A 15,334-nucleotide genomic window follows, 5' to 3' on the forward strand; every position below is an offset into this window, starting at 1 on the left:
TCATCGCGTCTGATCTGCAAGACGCAGCAGATAGCGCCCGTAATCAGAGCCGGCAATGGCCTGACCCAGCTGCCGCAACTGATCGCGGTCAATAAATCCCTGACGATAGGCGATCTCTTCCGGGCAGCTGATTTTCAGGCCTGTCCGCTTCTCGATCACCTTCACGAATTCCCCGGCTTCAAGCAGCGAGTCCGGCAAACCGCTATCCAGCCAGGCTGTCCCGCGACCAAACAGCTCGACCTGCAGGGCACCATCGTTCAACAGCTGCCGGTTGATATCCGTAATCTCCAGTTCACCCCGCTCTGACGGCTTCAGGGCAACAGCCCGGTCAGCGACATCCGACCGATAGAAATAAAGCCCGGGAACAGCCCAGTTTGAGGCCGGCTGGTCCGGCTTTTCGATTATTTCCAGTGGCACGCCTTCTGGCGACAGGGTGACAACACCGAACTGCTCCGGCTGATCGACCCAGTAGCCGAAAATCGTATTCTGGTCGGTAGCCTGCGATGCCCTGCCCAGTACCATCGACAGATCGTTGGCGTAGAACAGGTTATCACCAAGGATAAGCGCAAACGGATCGTCGCCGATAAACTCCCGGCCGATCACCAGCGCTTCCGCAATTCCCCGCGGTGCTGCCTGCTCTGCATAGGAAAGCTCCAGCCCCCAGCTTTCCCCATCGCCCAGCATGCGCCGGAACATCGGTAATGCATCAGGTGAGGAGATAATCAGAATCTCGCGAATGCCGGCCAGCATCAGTGTCGACAGCGGATAATAGATCATCGGCTTGTCATAGACCGGCAGCATCTGCTTGGAAATTGCCACTGTCAGCGGCCAGAGACGCGTGCCCGAACCTCCGGCAAGAATGATCCCCTTGCGCCGGTTCATCGGCCCCCTCCTGTCTGTGCTGTCCGGTCAAGACCGAGCCTGCCGGACTCCGTCGACTGCCACCAGTCGCGGTTATCGAGATACCAGCCCACGGTTGCCGCTATTCCCTCATCAAAATCATGCTGCGGTTGCCATCCTGTCGCCGCCGTCAGCCGGGCATGGTCCACCGCATAACGGAAATCATGGCCGGGACGGTCCGTCACATGGGAGATCAGGCGGGCATGGTCACCGCCGGTATCCGGTGCCAGCCGGTCCAGCGCCCGGCAGATCGAGTGTACTGTTTCCAGATTGCTCCGTTCCGCATCACCACCGATCAGGTAGGTTTCCCCGGGCTGGCCCTGACAGGCTATACCTATCAATGCCTTCACATGATCGTCCACATGCAGCCAGTCACGCACGTTCGATCCGTCGCCATAAACCGGGATCGGACGGCCCGACAGGCCGGCTGCAATCACTGTCGGAATCAGTTTTTCCGGATGCTGCCAGGGGCCGTAGTTATTGCTGCAGTTGCTGATCAGTACCGGCAGGCCATAAGTGCGGTTCCAGGCCCGTGCCAGACCATCTGCCGCCGACTTGCTGGCGGCATAGGGCGAATTCGGCAGATGCGGTGAGGCTTCCGTAAAATATCCCTCGGCCCCGAGTGCGCCGTAGACTTCATCGGTAGAGACATGGACAAACCGAAAGCCATCCCGTTCTGCCCCGGACAGGGTTTTCCAGTAGCCGAGGGCCGCATCCAGCAGCGTTGTTGTCCCCACCACATTGGTATCGATGAATGCGGCCGGACCATCAATCGAGCGGTCAACATGGCTCTCTGCCGCCAGATGAAATATGAGGGTCGGCCTGAAAGCCGCCAGCGCGTCAGCCATTGCGGCCGCATCGCGAATGTCATCCTGCCGGAAACTGTAATCCGGGTGATCCGCAACCGACGCAACCGTTGACAAATCTCCGGCATAGGTCAGCGCATCAATATTCAGAACGACAGCCCCGGCCCCGACCAGATAACGGACAAGGGCCGAGCCGATAAAGCCTGCACCGCCCGTCACCAGAACCCGTTGTCCCACCACTTCAGGCAAGCTGGTGGTCATGTCAGCCTGATTGTTTCGCGACGGATGACGCCGCCCCGTCGGTGAGTGCCGGCAGCAGAACCTCCGGCTCTGACGCCCCGATCATGGCGGGAATGGCCCCCAGCTGAGGCGGACGCATCCAGCGGAAGGATTCAATGGCGTCGCAATTTCCACAAATATGACGCCAGTCCGCAGCCGCTGCACCACAACCGGAACAAACCCAGGTTTCCGGTGCCGGTGCTTCCGCGGCAAGCAACAGCCATTTATGAGCCGCTGCCAGGTCCTGATTTTCACTTTCTTCAATGCGCGCCATCATCCGGTAGGCACGGATATCGCCGCCGCTTTCCAGCACTGGCTGCAATTTGCTCCGGGCCTCGCCCCACAGACCGGCCTCAAGTGCTGCCTCGCCCATGGCAATCTGGCTTTCGCGATGCCCCTTGTTGCAACTGGCCAGCTTGTCCATGGCCCGAACCCGTTCCATTGCATCCGCAGCCCCCGCTGCATCTGCATAGACATCGACCAGAGATGGGTGCGGATTGATTGCCCAGGCCTTCTCGACAAGGGTCAGGGAACGGCGCTGCTTACCGGCAGCCGTCATCAGACGGGCCGCATTGACCACGCCGGGGCTGAATTTCATCATCCCGTCAGCGGCCTTGCGTGCCAGCTTGATTGCCTCATCCCGGTTGCCGGAGTGTTCCGCATCAAGACTGCGTTCGTGGGTGAGGATCGTCTGCCGCCAGGCAGCCTGCTCAGCCGTGATCAGCTTGTGCCGTTCCGACGCCTTGGTGACGGTTTCCGCTTCAACCCAGTCACCGTTGCGGACCAGCAGGTCGTAATAGATGCCCGACAGCCAGTCCGAAGACTGTTTCAGCGCATAGGCTTTGCGCGACAACAGACGTGCCCGCTCAATATCGCCTTCATTAAGGGCGTAGGTAATCAGGCCCCGTAACCCGAGGAACGCGGTCTCCGGACGGTCCAGCATCTGCCGGAAATATCCCCGCGCCTTCTCGTTATCGCCGGACATCTGCGCAGCCTGCGCCGACAGCAACAGCGTCAGTGGCGGGTTATCCAGAATATTCTCGGCCTTCGCGGCCAGTTTTGCCGCTTCACTGGTATCACCGGCCGCCACCGCAACCAGCCCGTCCGTCAGTGCTGCATAGCCTTTCCGGCGTTTTGACTCACGCCAGAACCGCCCCATCCCAGGCGCCACACGCATCAGCCCCCACCAGAGCCGGTGGAGGACTACAAGCACAGCAGCAATGACCAGAATACCGATCAGGATGACATGCACCCCGGCATCAACCCGATAGCCCAGCCAGGTCAGTTCAACCTGCCCCGGGCGGTCGGCAAACCAGGAAACCACGCCAATCAGTATCGCCAGCGCGACGAAGAATACCAAGGCCCGGATGAGCATCCTCATTGTGCCAGCGCTCCGATCGCCTGTGCCTGCAGGGCGTCAATTGCGGTCATCACGGCAATCCGCCCTTTCGCCTTGTCGAGCCAGCTGTCCGCAGCTTCAAGTCCGGCGGGTGGCAACATGCCGAGCAACTTCACAGCTTCCGGCAGATCACCGTTATCCAGCGCAACCTCAGCCTGCGCCAGCAGGGCTTCCGGATCATCACCGGAGACTTCTTCGCCAACCCGGCGTATCGAAACCAGCGACTTGATACGGCCAAGGGCAGACGACATCCAGTCGGCGTTATCTGCCAGTGCAATCGCTTTCATCACATTGCTGGCCATCACCGGAAACGCTGACCGCAGGGATGCCAGATCCGGTGCCCCGCCATCAGCAAAAGCCTGCAAATCTGCCAGCGCAGCAGCAGCGGCAGGACTGTCACCTGCCAATGCCGTGACTGTTTGCAGCGCCGGCTGGTAGCTTCCCCTGCGGTTTACCGCCTGAGCCAGCTGGTTGACGGCAAGCGCCAGCGAAGTCCCTTCGGAAGCCTGCGACTGACGGGCTGCCCGGAGGTCCTGCAACGCCTGCTGCAATTGTGCGATTTCCTGCGACATGGCTTCGGCCTTCGCCGCTACCGTCGCAAGATTGGAACTGATGGCCGAAACGGTTTCCGGATCAGCCCCCCGCACATTGGCGATGGCTTCTTCAATATCAGCCAGCCGGTTCAGGAGAGCCGGATCGGTGCCGGTAGTGGCCGGGGCCGTCTCCAGCGCGGTAATCCGCTCAACCAGCGGTGCGATATCCACCGCCTCACCATTATCGACGGCGGCGGGGCGCTGCTCCAGTTTCCCGATCCGCTCGTTAGCCTCGCGCAATGCCGCCTGCAGCGGCTCAACCGCTTCACGAACACTTTCTGCAATCGCCTCTGCATCCGGCATGTCAGGTGCAGGAGTTTCCGGAGCGGAAGCGGCTGCCGGTGCCGGTGCTGCGGCTGCCGGTTCGCTCGGGGCCTGCGGCGCCGGTCTCGCAACAAGAGGAGGCGGCGCTTCTGTCGGATACAGTATGCCGGTCAGCTGCGGCACATAATTTTCGACATAGGGTTTGGCGAGATGGTTCCACCGCGGCCATGTGGCAATTGCGGTACCAAGAAGCAGTGCCAGAACAAGCAGCATCCAGAAAACCGGCCGGGGCTTTTTCGCCGTTTCTTCTGTCTCAGCAGCGTCTTCCGCTACAACTTCTGCCTTTGCTTCATCATCCGCTACTGTTGCAGCCTTTTCGTTCCAGGGAGACGCTTCATCTTTCGTCTCTGTCACGTCAGACGCCTCGGACGCATTGTCGGGAGTGGTCGTATCTGAACTGTCCTTGATCTGCTCCGCGTCATCAGCAGATGACGTGGCTGCCGCTTCAATGGTGACAGGCTCTGCTTCCTCAGTGACAGATTGTTCCGATGCTGGCTCTGCTGCCACATCTGACAGATCAATACCCTGTTCGGCAGCGGCGGCCCGCAACTCGGTCCAGCGGTGTTCCGGGATGTGGTCACGTTCTTTCCAGCCCTGTACCGTCGTGAAAGCAACGCCGATGGCTTTCGCTGCCGGCCGGATACCACCGAACCGGTCAATAACGTCCCGTGCTGAAAGAGTCGCTGTTTCCTGCTTGCCGTCGTCTTGCATGATACCTCATCCCATTGCCGGAAATATCCGGTTAATCGGCCTGTCCGGATGGACAAACTGTCTGCAGCACCTCAATCAACGCATCCTGCGTCGGCGAATCAGCAACCGGCATCCCCCGCCAGGACAATCCGGAGACACGATCGCGGACTGCGTTACTGAGGCAAATCGCGTAACAATTCCGTATCTGAGTGCCAATCCCCGCCCTGGCCACCAGATCTGCAAACGTCATCGCAGTCCTCGGTGAAAATAGCAGAACAGCAGCGATGTCGTCACGTACGAAAGCATCGACCAGTTCCGGTGTGAATTCGGCAGGTGTACGTACATCGTACATATGGTCACGCACCACGTCGTACCCCTCTGTCGAAAGCATCCCGACCAGATCACCGGCCAGTGTTTTTCCGGCAACATGCAACAGCCTCCCGTCTTCCGGGCGCCACGCTGACCGGACCAGCGCAAACAGGTCATGCACATCACCACCGGCACTGGCGACACGGGTAAAACCAAGCTCTCGGGCAAGCAATGCCGTGCCGTCTCCAACGGCGAAAACCTGTGCAGACCGATCCTTCGTCGCCAGTGCAAATGCCCGGGCACCATTGCGACTGGTCAGCAACACCGCTGTATGAGCCGACAGGGAACATGTACGAGCCCGCGACAGGTCCGGTTCCAAAAGCGGTTCCAGAAACGTTCTGTAACCCATAGCCTGCAGATGGTCAGCCAGCGGTGTGGCATCCTCAAGCGGGCGGGTAATCAGCAGGGTCATGAGGTCAGATAGTCAGGCCCGACATCTGCCAGCAATTTTCCGGCAGCCTCTGTTGCCTGCCTTTCGGCACTGTCGAGGCTTCCCTCAAAGGCGCAATCCCGCACATCAGACCCGTCCGGACGGGCAATCAGCCCGCGAAACGACACCCGGTCGCCAGATAATTCCGCCAGCGCCGCAATCGGCGTCCGGCAGGAACCGTCAAGCCGCGCCAGAAAAGCCCGCTCAATCCGGATCGCCCGGTGCGACACCTCATCATCAAGCTGCATCAGCAGATCCAGCGTCGCCGTATCATCTGCCCGCGCCGTGATGCCAACCGCGCCCTGTGCAACCGCCGGCAACATGTCTTCCGGCGCAATCGGGCGGGTTGTATGTTCGCTGAGGCCCAGCCGGTTCAGACCGGCCATGGCCAGAATTGTCGCATCGATTTCACCGCTGCGGACTTTTGACAGGCGGGTTTCGACATTTCCCCGCAGCAAGGTTGTCCGCAGTCCCGGATTACGATGCAGAACCAGCGCCCCCCGACGAAGCGAAGCCGTTCCGACCACCGCCCCTTCAGGCAGATCGCCAAGACTGTCTGCTGTCAGACAGATCAGCGCATCCCGGGGGTCTTCCCGTGGCAGAATGCAGGGCAGCGCCATCCAGTCCGGTAGCTTCGTCGGAACATCCTTCATCGAATGGACCGCGATATCGATCCGGCCATCTGCCAGCGCTTCGTCAATTTCCTTGGTGAACAGGCCCTTGCCGCCCGCCTCCGACAATGCGCGGTCGCGAATCATGTCACCCGTCGTCTTGATCACGACGATGCTGACGGTGATATCCGGACGAACCGCAAGAATGCGTCGTTCCGTTTCGTGGGCCTGTGCCAGCGCCAGCGGGCTGCCCCGTGTTCCGATCTTGATTTCCATGCATCCTGTGTAGCGATGCTCCGCGTACTCTGCAACGTTGGACAGCACCCTCCTGGCAGCATAAAAAACCGCCATGCTCGCACTCGGAATTGAAACCAGTTGTGATGAAACGGCGGCGGCGGTTGTCGACCTCGACCGCACGGTAAGGTCCAACGTTGTTCTGTCGCAGATTGAGGCGCATCAGCCCTATGGCGGTGTGGTGCCGGAAATTGCTGCGCGTGCTCATCTTGAAGCAGCCGATTCGGTTTGCGCCGAGGCCCTGAAACGGGCCGGCGTCGGATTCAGCGATATTGACGTAATTGCCGCCACTGGCGGTCCCGGACTGATCGGCGGCGTACTGGTCGGCGTCATGACCGGCAAGGCCATTTCAATGGTGCGCAACCTGCCCTTCGTTGCCGTAAATCATCTTGAAGCACATGCGCTGACGGCACGGCTGACCAATGATGTGCCCTTTCCCTATCTGCTGCTGCTGGTCTCCGGCGGCCATTGCCAGTTGCTGATTGCCGAAGCGGTTGGCCAGTACCGTCGACTGGGGGCAACCATTGACGACGCTGCGGGTGAAGCCTTCGACAAGACGGCAAAGCTGCTGGGACTGGGCTATCCCGGTGGCCCCGCGGTGGAAGCCGCCGCCCGGAACGGTGATCCTGACCGCTACCCGCTGCCCCGGCCTATGGTCGGGCGACCGGATTGCGATTTTTCCTTCAGTGGCCTGAAGACGGCGGTGCGGCGTCTGGTCGATGGTTTCGGCACCGACGGCCCGACGGAACGCGACCGGGCGGATATCTGCGCCTCGTTTCAGGCAGCCGCCGGTGACGTGCTGGTTGATCGCTGCCGCCGGGCCACACAACGGTTTCTCGATCTGCACCCCGAAGGGCGGCATCTGGTCGTTGCCGGCGGGGTTGCGGCCAACCGCTATCTTAGGGCACGGCTGGAGGCGGCGGTCAGTCTGGAGCTGGTCGCACCACCACTGGCGCTCTGTACCGATAACGGCGCAATGGTAGCCTGGGCCGGGCTGGAACGTTATCGTCTCGGCATGACCGATGATTTCACATTTGCGGCCCGACCGCGCTGGCCGCTCGACCCTGATGCAGACCCCAAACCCTTTGCCGGAGTGAAAGCATGACGGAATCCGCAGACCAGCCCGTTGTCGGTGTTATCGGCGGCGGTGCCTGGGGTACTGCTCTTGCCGTGGCGGCCAGCCGGGCCGGATCACGCGCCCTGATCTGGGCACGGGACGGGGAAATGGTGAAAGCCATCAACGACACCCATATCAACAGCCGCTACCTGCCTGACATCACCCTGCCCGATAATATCGCCGCAACAGGTGATCTGGCCGCCGTCTGCAAGGCAGAGGCCGTCCTGCTGGTGGTTCCTGCACAGCATCTGGCGACGACGCTGGATGATGCAGCCCGGCACTGGATTGATGGCGTGCCCGCCGTGATCTGCGCCAAGGGAATCGAACGCGATACAGACCGGCTAATGTCAGCCGTTGCCCGTGACCAACTCGGCAGCCGGGCACCGCTGGCCGTATTGTCAGGACCGACATTTGCCCGCGAAGTAGCCCTCGGGCTTCCCGCCGCTGTCACCCTGGCAGTCGAAGACCGGGCCATCGGGGACAGGCTGGTGGAGCTGCTGGGCTCCCCCACATTCCGGCCCTATCTGACCGATGATGTCATCGGTGCGGAAATTGGCGGAACAGTGAAAAACGTACTCGCCATTGCCTGCGGCATCATTGAAGGCAAGCAGCTTGGCGACAACGCCCGTGCGGCCCTTGTGACCCGTGGTCTGGCTGAAATGACCCGGCTTTGCACCGCACTTGGCGGGCGGGCCGAAACCATGGCCGGGCTGTCCGGTCTTGGCGATGTCACCCTGACCTGCAACGCCACCCAGTCGCGGAATTTCAGCTTTGGCGTCGCGCTTGGGGAAGGCCGCTCACTGGCGGACCTTCTGGCAGAAGGCACCACTGTCGAAGGCTTCCATTCATCGGAAGCTGTCTCCCGCATGGCACGAAATGCCGGCATTGACGCGCCGGTCTGTGCTGCGGTCGATGGTATTCTGAACAGTTTTGCGGATATAGACGCAACGATTTCCGGCCTGATGAACAGACCCTTCCGCGAGGAATAGCCGGTCAGTCCGGTTTCTTGCCAGTGGTATCCCCGCCGGCATCAGGCGCATCGGCCTTTTCCCCGGATTCATCACCGTCAGCCGTCTCGCGGTCCTCCTCTTTACTCTCCGGTGTCACCGGTACACCGCGGGTTTCCAGCAACCGTTCCACACGACCGATATTCTTCTGCAGGACATGGACGTTATTTGTTGAACCGGCTTCCCGATAGACTTCCATGGCCCCCCTGAACGAAGAGGCCGCACGCTGTAGCAGGGAGTTGTCTCCGGTGGCCTTCCCCAGTGAAAACAGGGCCGCACCAAGGTTGTTCTGCGATGCAGCCCATAGCCCGGGAACCGCCTCCCGTCTCCGGACTTCCAGCGCTTTCATGAAGCATTCAACCGCCTGTTCAGCGAGCGCGGTACCCGAGAAGCTCTCTGCCAGTTGCGCCAGCGTGATCCCCTGACTGTTCATCAGCTCTGACCAGCGGGCGGGAGAACGCCCCCGCGTGAATACTTTCAGCGCTTCGCCATACGCCTTGATCGCAGCCTGCAAAGATCGCGGTTCATTGCTGTTTGCCCCATGCCGGTACAATGCATGCCCCCGGTTCATCTGGGCCAGTGCCCAGTCATCCGGCTGGCTGTCAGCCCCGAAAGCATCTGCAGCACTGGCAAAGGCTTCGGCTGCCGTTGTCAGACAGGAGGGCTCACCACTGAGATCAGCCAGCGACATGTAACAGGCCGCGCGGTGTGACTGCGCCATACCGGCATCCAGCGGCAGGGAGGCCGCAGCCGGCATTTCAAGTGCTTTCCACAGCGTCTCCGCCGCAATATTCATCATTTCCGCATTGCGGGTACGCCCGGCAAGCGCTGCCAGGCAATTGCCATAGGTTGCCCGTGCAGAGAACATCTGATTATCGGTCAATCCTGGCGGCCCGGCCTGAAACGTCTCTGACAACCGGTCGAGAACAGGTCCCAGTTCGATCAGGATTTCCCTCAGATGAAGTTCATTTCTGGGCGGTACAGCAGCCAGAATGGCCGCATAGATCAGATCGCTGATCTCGACGCTGAAATTGACCGGCACCCGCAGCAGGTCACCAAGACCAACGGCACCAGGCTTGGTCAGCGGCTCCTGGCGTACCGGGAACAGGCGAATATTGAGATCACCGCTCTCTACGGCGACAGTTCCCCAGATCACCACATCTGCATTCACCAACAATGCCTGTTCGTGCGCAACCTCCGCTGCCGCAGCGAGACGCCCTGCCAGCGCCCCTTCACCTGACATCTCGATCTTCTTTGACGACACTTTGAGGGCAACTTCCGAGCGCATCGACAGCCCGCGCATCATCACCCCTTCAGGGCCATCAACCTGCGGGTCGCCAAATGGCGACAACAGGGCAACGACCGATGCCCCCGGCGCGTTATTAACAGCGCCTGCAGCTTGCGACGCGGCCAGCGCATCATCCTGTTTTCCCAGAAACAGGCTTAACAGGCTTTGAAAGAAAGACATCGGCAAGGTTGATCCGGTTATGATCCGACGAGTTTAATCGACAGACACAGGCTTCGCCAATATCAGAAGCTGACAGCGTTCTCGGCCGGACCTAAAAGTCCGTGCAGCGGCCCTTCTGTTCCCAGTCACCAAACCGGGTTGGTTCCGGACCTTTCGGCCCGCCAACTTCTTTCCGTTCAACAGCCGGGGTCGTTTTTGCCCTGCTGTCCGATCCCGTTTCCGGAACGGACGCGTCTTCCTTGCTGGGGGTATCACTCATCTTGAAGCTCTCCGGATTTACTTCATATATAGCGCGCTTACCGGACGCGCCAAGCCGCGTCGTTATGGAACACAGAACAGATGTCACAGGGTTATCTTAAAACGACTTTGCTGCTGGCGGCGCTGACCGCCGTGTTTGTTGGTGCCGGATGGCTGGCCGGCGGACAGGGCGGTATGATCATCGCTCTGTTGTTTGCAGGTGGTATGAACCTGTTTTCCTACTGGAATGCAGACAAGATCGTGCTGCGCATGTACGGCGCACGCGAGGTTGACCGACGGTCTGCCCCCGGATTTTACGGTATTGTCGAGACACTCGCCGCAAAGGCCGGTATGCCGATGCCGAAAGTCTATATCATGGACAATCCGCAGCCCAATGCCTTCGCCACCGGACGAAATCCGGAAAATGCAGCTGTCGCCGCAACCACCGGACTGCTGAAAATTCTGAACGATCAGGAGATCGCCGGGGTGATGGCCCATGAACTTGCGCATGTGCAAAACCGGGACACCCTGATAATGACGGTCACTGCAACCATTGCCGGGGCCATCAGTGCGATGGCGAATATGCTCATGTTTTCTTCGCTGTTCGGCAACCGTGACAACAACAATCCGCTTGGCGGCCTTGGTGCCCTGCTGGTCATGCTGCTGGCGCCTTTCGCCGCAATGCTGGTGCAGATGGCGATCAGCCGGTCCCGCGAATATGAGGCTGACCGTATTGGTGCTGAAATCTGCGGCAGACCACTCTGGCTTGCCTCGGCCCTGGAGAAATTGCAAAACGGTGCTCAGCGGATTGATAACACTGCCGCAGAGCGCAACCCGGCAACCGCCCATCTCTTCATCGTCAATCCCCTGCATGCGCGGTCTGTCGACAGCCTGTTCTCTACCCATCCGAACATGGATGAGCGTATCCGGAGATTACGGGCGATGGCGGGCGTGGATGCCCCTGTCCGTAATCCCTGGAGTTAACCGGTTTGGCCCGTAAGACAGCAGCAGAACAGAATATCCGCACAGGCCGTGCGGCAACCACCGCCCGACAATATGCACGGGACATGGTGCATAACTGCATCGATCGCGGGCGCGCAACCCCGGAAGGGGCACAGCCCGGCCTGGCACCCGGTGATGATGCATTTGCCCGCAGACTCGCCCGCATGACCATTCGTCATATCGGCGAACTCGATCATATTCTCTCGCAACTGATGGACCGGCCACTGCCGGATCGTGACGGCCTGACCCGCAATGCGCTGCGCATCGGCCTTTGCGAGCTGATGTTCATGGAAACCGCAGATCACGCGGCAACCGACGAGGCTGTACGCCTTGCCCCGCCCAAACATACCGGACTGGTCAATGCGGTGCTCCGCAATTTTGTGCGTCGTCGCAGGGAACTGGCTTTCCCGACCCGTATGGCGGTGAATATTCCGGCCTGGCTGTACAGCGGATGGGAGGCATCTCTTGGGCGTGACCTTGCAGACCGTACTGCCGCACAACTGACAACCGACCCGCCGCTTGACCTGACCATCCGCGAGGCCCCGGACGAATGGGCTAAAAAGCTTGATGGCCAGCGCATTGGTGCCTCGACAGTCCGGGTCCCGGTCGGCAATGCCGTGACCCTGATCGAAGGCTATAAGGAAGGTGCCTGGTGGGTACAGGATGCGGCCGCCGCCCTACCCGTTGCCCTGCTTGGCGAGATCAGCGGCAAGACGGTCTATGACCTGTGTGCAGCGCCCGGTGGTAAAACCGCCCAGATGGTTGCTGCCGGTGCCAGTGTAACCGCCCTCGACCGGTCCGACCGGCGGCTGGCGCGGCTTGAGAAAAATCTTGAGCGGCTGGGTCTGGAAACGCTCCTCATCAACGAAGATGCGGCAGAATGGAAACCCGACGGTCCGGCTGATGCCGTCCTGCTTGATGCCCCCTGCTCTGCGACCGGCACATTGCGCCGCCATCCGGATGTTGCCTGGACCAAGCGTCCGGAAGACGTGAAGTCATTGCAGGATGTGCAGAAACGCCTGCTCACATCTGCCGCCAGAATCGTCACTCCGGACGGCGTACTGCTGTATTGCGTCTGTTCATTGCAGCCTGAGGAAGGGCCTGAAATCATCGCTGATTTTCTGGCCGGGAATCCCGGCTGGCGGATTGACCCGGTGACGGCAGAGGAAGCACCCGATTTTGCTGCCGCCATAATGCCCGAAGGGACAGTCCGTACGCATCCCGGTATTCTGGCTGACAAAGGCGGCGTCGACGGCTTTTATATATGTCGCCTGAAACAGAACGCCTGAACATGTCAGAAAGAACAGACACAGCCGCGAAGATGGGGTCGGAACGCAGTTTCGCCATCGTATTTGCCGTGGTCTTCGTCATTATCGGTGCATTTCCGCTGCTGTATGACGGAGCGATCCGCCTCTGGTCTTTCGGAATTGCTGCCGTCTTCCTTGCTGCCGGCTTTCTGTTTCCTGTCGTTCTGCGACCGCTCAACCTTCTCTGGTTTCAGATTGGCCTGTTGATGCACCGGGTCGTCAATCCCGTCATCATGGGCCTGATCTTTTTCCTTGCCGTAATGCCAACCGGCCTCATCATGCGGGCCTTGGGCAAGGATCCTCTGCGACGCAGCTTTGACCGGGATGCCAAAACTTACTGGATCACCCGGGACCCGCCGGGGCCTGACGCCCAATCCATGAAGAACCAGTTCTGACAGCCGCCCGGCCTTGCCTTACCCGACTTGTACCAGTAGGACATGAGTGCTGTTGCGGGCCAGAAAATCCGCAGTCAAAATCGCCGAAACTCCGGGTTTGATCATGAGCTTTATCACTGAATTCTGGCAGTTCCTCAAAGTCCGCAAGAAATTCTGGATGCTGCCCATCATTATTCTGATGGTCGTGTTCGGCGGGCTGGTTATCCTCGCGAAGGGGTCCGCAATCGCCCCTTTCATCTATACAATCTTCTGATCCTGCGGGAATGTACTCTCTCGGTCTTTCCGCTTTCTATCACGACAGCGCCGCAGCTCTGGTGCGGGATGGCGAAATCATTGCCGCCGCACAGGAAGAGCGCTTCAGCCGCCGGAAACATGATTCCGACTTTCCCCTGAATGCGCTGGCCTATTGTCTGGAGACCGCAGACCTGTCCCTCAGCGAGGTCGATCTGGTCACGTTCTATGACAAACCGTTCCTGAAATTCGAACGGCTGCTGGAAACCTATGTCACTTTCGCACCCCGCGGATTCCAGTCATTCCGGAAAGCGGTTCCGGTCTGGCTGAAGGAAAAACTGTTCCAGAAAGACCTGCTGATCAAGGCCCTGAAATCCGTCGATCCGGCATTTGATCCGGCGGATCGTCTGCTGTTCGGTGAACATCATTTCAGTCACGCCGCCAGTGCCTACTACCCTTCGCCATTTGATGAAGCGGTTGTCCTGACCATGGACGGGGTCGGTGAATGGGCCACAACCTCGGTTGCCATTGGCCGGGGGCGGGAACTGGAAGTCATCCGGGAAATCCATTTTCCACATTCGCTGGGACTGCTTTATTCCGCGATGACCTATTACACCGGTTTCCGGGTCAATTCCGGTGAATACAAGGTCATGGGACTCGCCCCTTACGGCGAGCCGAAATACCGCGACCTGCTGCTGGATCACGTTATCGACCTGAAGCCGGACGGGTCTTTCCGTCTGGATCAGAGCTATTTCGATTACTGCACCGGCCTGCGGATGACCAATGACAAGTGGGATGCCCTGTTTGGTGGTCCGGCCCGGCAGCCGGAAGAACTGCTGACGCAGCGGCATATGGATCTTGCCGCCTCGGTTCAGGCGGTCATTGAAGAAGCCGTGCTGCGCCTGACCCGGTCACTGGCAGCCGAGACAGGCATTCGTAATCTGTGTCTGGCTGGCGGGGTTGCCCTCAACTGCGTCGCCAATGGCAAGGTACTGCGTGACCGCGCCTTTGACCGGGTCTGGGTACAGCCTGCCTCCGGTGATGCAGGCGGGGCACTGGGTGCCGCCCTGTCCGCCTGTTATCTGCATGCCGGTCAGGAACGCCCGGCAGCGAACGGCAGGGACGCCATGAAGGGCTCCTATCTGGGACCGGTTTTTGCACAGTCTGATATCGAATCCCGGCTGACCGCCGCAGGCGCCCGGTTTACCGTAGTCAGTGATGACGAACTGATCTCCCGGACAGCCGATGCCCTGGCCACAGAAGCCGCTGTCGGCTGGTTCCAGGGACGGATGGAGTATGGACCACGTGCCCTTGGCGGTCGCTCCATTCTGGCAGACCCCCGTTCACCCGCCATGCAGAAGACCCTCAACCTGAAGGTTAAGTACCGGGAATCCTTCCGTCCGTTCGCCCCGTCAGTGCTGCGCGAAGATGTCGCGGACTGGTTTGAACTGGATGAAGACAGCCCCTATATGCTGATGGTCGCAGATGTAGTCGAGAAGCGACGGCTGACCATGAGCAAGGAAGAACAGGCGTTGTTTGGTATCGAAAAACTGAATGTGCCGCGCTCGGATATTCCGGCTGTAACGCATGTCGATTATTCCGCACGGATTCAGACCGTCCATCACGAAACAAACCCGCGCTATCATGACCTGATCACGGCCTTCCGTGATCGCACAGGTTGCCCCATTCTGGTCAATACCAGCTTCAATGTCCGGGGCGAGCCGATTGTCTGCACCCCGGAAGACGCCTTTCGCTGCATGATGGGATCAGAGATTGATCTGCTGGCCGTCGGTAACTGTCTGCTGCGCAAGGAAGATCAGAATCCCGACCTTGCACTTGATTACAAAAACGCTTTCGATCTCGACTGAGTCGCTT

General features: G+C 59.9%; 14 protein-coding genes. 6 read left to right on the forward strand and 8 right to left on the reverse strand.

Annotated features, from left to right (window positions below; genetic code table 11):
• The 6 genes from rfbA to hemC are packed head-to-tail and all read right to left on the reverse strand — an operon-like array spanning position 1 to position 6,677.
• Positions 1–882: a glucose-1-phosphate thymidylyltransferase RfbA gene (gene rfbA, locus GH722_04215; GenBank protein ID MRG70961.1), complete on the reverse strand. Its 882-nt coding sequence runs from the start codon at positions 880–882 to the stop codon at positions 1–3.
• Complete coding sequence (gene rfbB / locus GH722_04220; protein ID MRG70962.1) at positions 879–1,943, reverse strand: dTDP-glucose 4,6-dehydratase; 1,065 nt, start codon at positions 1,941–1,943, stop codon at positions 879–881. The genes rfbA and rfbB overlap by 4 nt, the downstream gene beginning before the upstream one ends.
• Positions 1,944–1,968: 25 nt before the next feature.
• A complete protein-coding gene (locus GH722_04225; GenBank protein ID MRG70963.1) occupies positions 1,969–3,366 on the reverse strand; it encodes a heme biosynthesis protein HemY in 1,398 nt (465 codons plus the stop codon).
• The gene (locus tag GH722_04230; GenBank protein ID MRG70964.1) at positions 3,363–5,012 is read right to left on the reverse strand and encodes a hypothetical protein; all 1,650 of its coding nucleotides are present in this window, start codon (positions 5,010–5,012) and stop codon (positions 3,363–3,365) included. The genes GH722_04225 and GH722_04230 overlap by 4 nt, the downstream gene beginning before the upstream one ends.
• Positions 5,013–5,043: 31 nt before the next feature.
• Entirely contained in the window at positions 5,044–5,772 is a 729-nt protein-coding gene (locus tag GH722_04235; protein ID MRG70965.1) for a uroporphyrinogen-III synthase, read from the reverse strand.
• Positions 5,769–6,677 (reverse strand): hydroxymethylbilane synthase, encoded by a 909-nt coding sequence (hemC, locus tag GH722_04240; protein MRG70966.1) that lies wholly within the window; start codon positions 6,675–6,677, stop codon positions 5,769–5,771. Before hemC ends, GH722_04235 begins: the two co-directional genes overlap by 4 nt.
• Before the next feature lie 73 nt (positions 6,678–6,750).
• On the opposite strand from hemC, the gene tsaD reads away from it, so the two are divergent.
• A complete protein-coding gene (tsaD, locus tag GH722_04245) occupies positions 6,751–7,800 on the forward strand; it encodes a tRNA (adenosine(37)-N6)-threonylcarbamoyltransferase complex transferase subunit TsaD (GenBank protein ID MRG70967.1) in 1,050 nt (349 codons plus the stop codon).
• A complete protein-coding gene (locus GH722_04250; protein MRG70968.1) occupies positions 7,797–8,801 on the forward strand; it encodes an NAD(P)H-dependent glycerol-3-phosphate dehydrogenase in 1,005 nt (334 codons plus the stop codon). Before tsaD ends, GH722_04250 begins: the two co-directional genes overlap by 4 nt.
• Before the next feature lie 4 nt (positions 8,802–8,805).
• Here GH722_04250 and GH722_04255 read toward each other — a convergent pair whose 3' ends face one another.
• Both GH722_04255 and GH722_04260 read right to left on the reverse strand, forming a co-directional pair.
• Positions 8,806–10,287 carry a hypothetical protein gene (locus GH722_04255; protein ID MRG70969.1) on the reverse strand — a complete coding sequence of 494 codons (1,482 nt, stop codon included), beginning with the start codon at positions 10,285–10,287 and terminating at the stop codon, positions 8,806–8,808.
• A gap of 91 nt (positions 10,288–10,378) precedes the next feature.
• Positions 10,379–10,546, reverse strand: a complete 168-nt coding sequence (locus GH722_04260; GenBank protein MRG70970.1) for a DUF1674 domain-containing protein — start codon at positions 10,544–10,546, stop codon at positions 10,379–10,381.
• Positions 10,547–10,626: 80 nt separating this feature from the next.
• Between GH722_04260 and htpX the strand changes: the two genes are divergently transcribed.
• The 4 genes from htpX to GH722_04280 all read left to right on the forward strand — a co-directional run bounded on the left by htpX (position 10,627) and on the right by GH722_04280 (position 15,327).
• Positions 10,627–11,508: a zinc metalloprotease HtpX gene (htpX, locus tag GH722_04265; GenBank protein MRG70971.1), complete on the forward strand. Its 882-nt coding sequence runs from the start codon at positions 10,627–10,629 to the stop codon at positions 11,506–11,508.
• A 5-nt stretch (positions 11,509–11,513) separates the two neighbouring features.
• Complete coding sequence (locus tag GH722_04270; GenBank protein MRG70972.1) at positions 11,514–12,815, forward strand: MFS transporter; 1,302 nt, start codon at positions 11,514–11,516, stop codon at positions 12,813–12,815.
• A 2-nt stretch (positions 12,816–12,817) separates the two neighbouring features.
• Positions 12,818–13,228: a hypothetical protein gene (locus GH722_04275; protein ID MRG70973.1), complete on the forward strand. Its 411-nt coding sequence runs from the start codon at positions 12,818–12,820 to the stop codon at positions 13,226–13,228.
• Between the two features lie 263 nt (positions 13,229–13,491).
• Positions 13,492–15,327, forward strand: a complete 1,836-nt coding sequence (locus GH722_04280; GenBank protein ID MRG70974.1) for a hypothetical protein — start codon at positions 13,492–13,494, stop codon at positions 15,325–15,327.
• The last annotated feature ends 7 nt before the right edge of the window (positions 15,328–15,334 follow it).

Source organism: Alphaproteobacteria bacterium HT1-32 (assembly GCA_009649675.1).
Taxonomy (GTDB): Bacteria; Pseudomonadota; Alphaproteobacteria; order Rhodospirillales; family HT1-32; genus HT1-32.

Coding starts and splice junctions, on each gene's coding strand:
- rfbA (MRG70961.1), bottom strand. CDS start 882: ATGAACCGGCGCAAGGGGATCATTCTTGCCGGAGGTTCGGGCACGCGT.
- GH722_04225 (MRG70963.1), bottom strand. CDS start 3,366: ATGAGGATGCTCATCCGGGCCTTGGTATTCTTCGTCGCGCTGGCGATA.
- GH722_04230 (MRG70964.1), bottom strand. CDS start 5,012: ATGCAAGACGACGGCAAGCAGGAAACAGCGACTCTTTCAGCACGGGAC.
- GH722_04235 (MRG70965.1), bottom strand. CDS start 5,772: ATGACCCTGCTGATTACCCGCCCGCTTGAGGATGCCACACCGCTGGCT.
- hemC (MRG70966.1), bottom strand. CDS start 6,677: ATGGAAATCAAGATCGGAACACGGGGCAGCCCGCTGGCGCTGGCACAG.
- tsaD (MRG70967.1), top strand. CDS start 6,751: ATGCTCGCACTCGGAATTGAAACCAGTTGTGATGAAACGGCGGCGGCG.
- GH722_04250 (MRG70968.1), top strand. CDS start 7,797: ATGACGGAATCCGCAGACCAGCCCGTTGTCGGTGTTATCGGCGGCGGT.
- GH722_04255 (MRG70969.1), bottom strand. CDS start 10,287: ATGTCTTTCTTTCAAAGCCTGTTAAGCCTGTTTCTGGGAAAACAGGAT.
- GH722_04260 (MRG70970.1), bottom strand. CDS start 10,546: ATGAGTGATACCCCCAGCAAGGAAGACGCGTCCGTTCCGGAAACGGGA.
- htpX (MRG70971.1), top strand. CDS start 10,627: ATGTCACAGGGTTATCTTAAAACGACTTTGCTGCTGGCGGCGCTGACC.
- GH722_04275 (MRG70973.1), top strand. CDS start 12,818: ATGTCAGAAAGAACAGACACAGCCGCGAAGATGGGGTCGGAACGCAGT.
- GH722_04280 (MRG70974.1), top strand. CDS start 13,492: ATGTACTCTCTCGGTCTTTCCGCTTTCTATCACGACAGCGCCGCAGCT.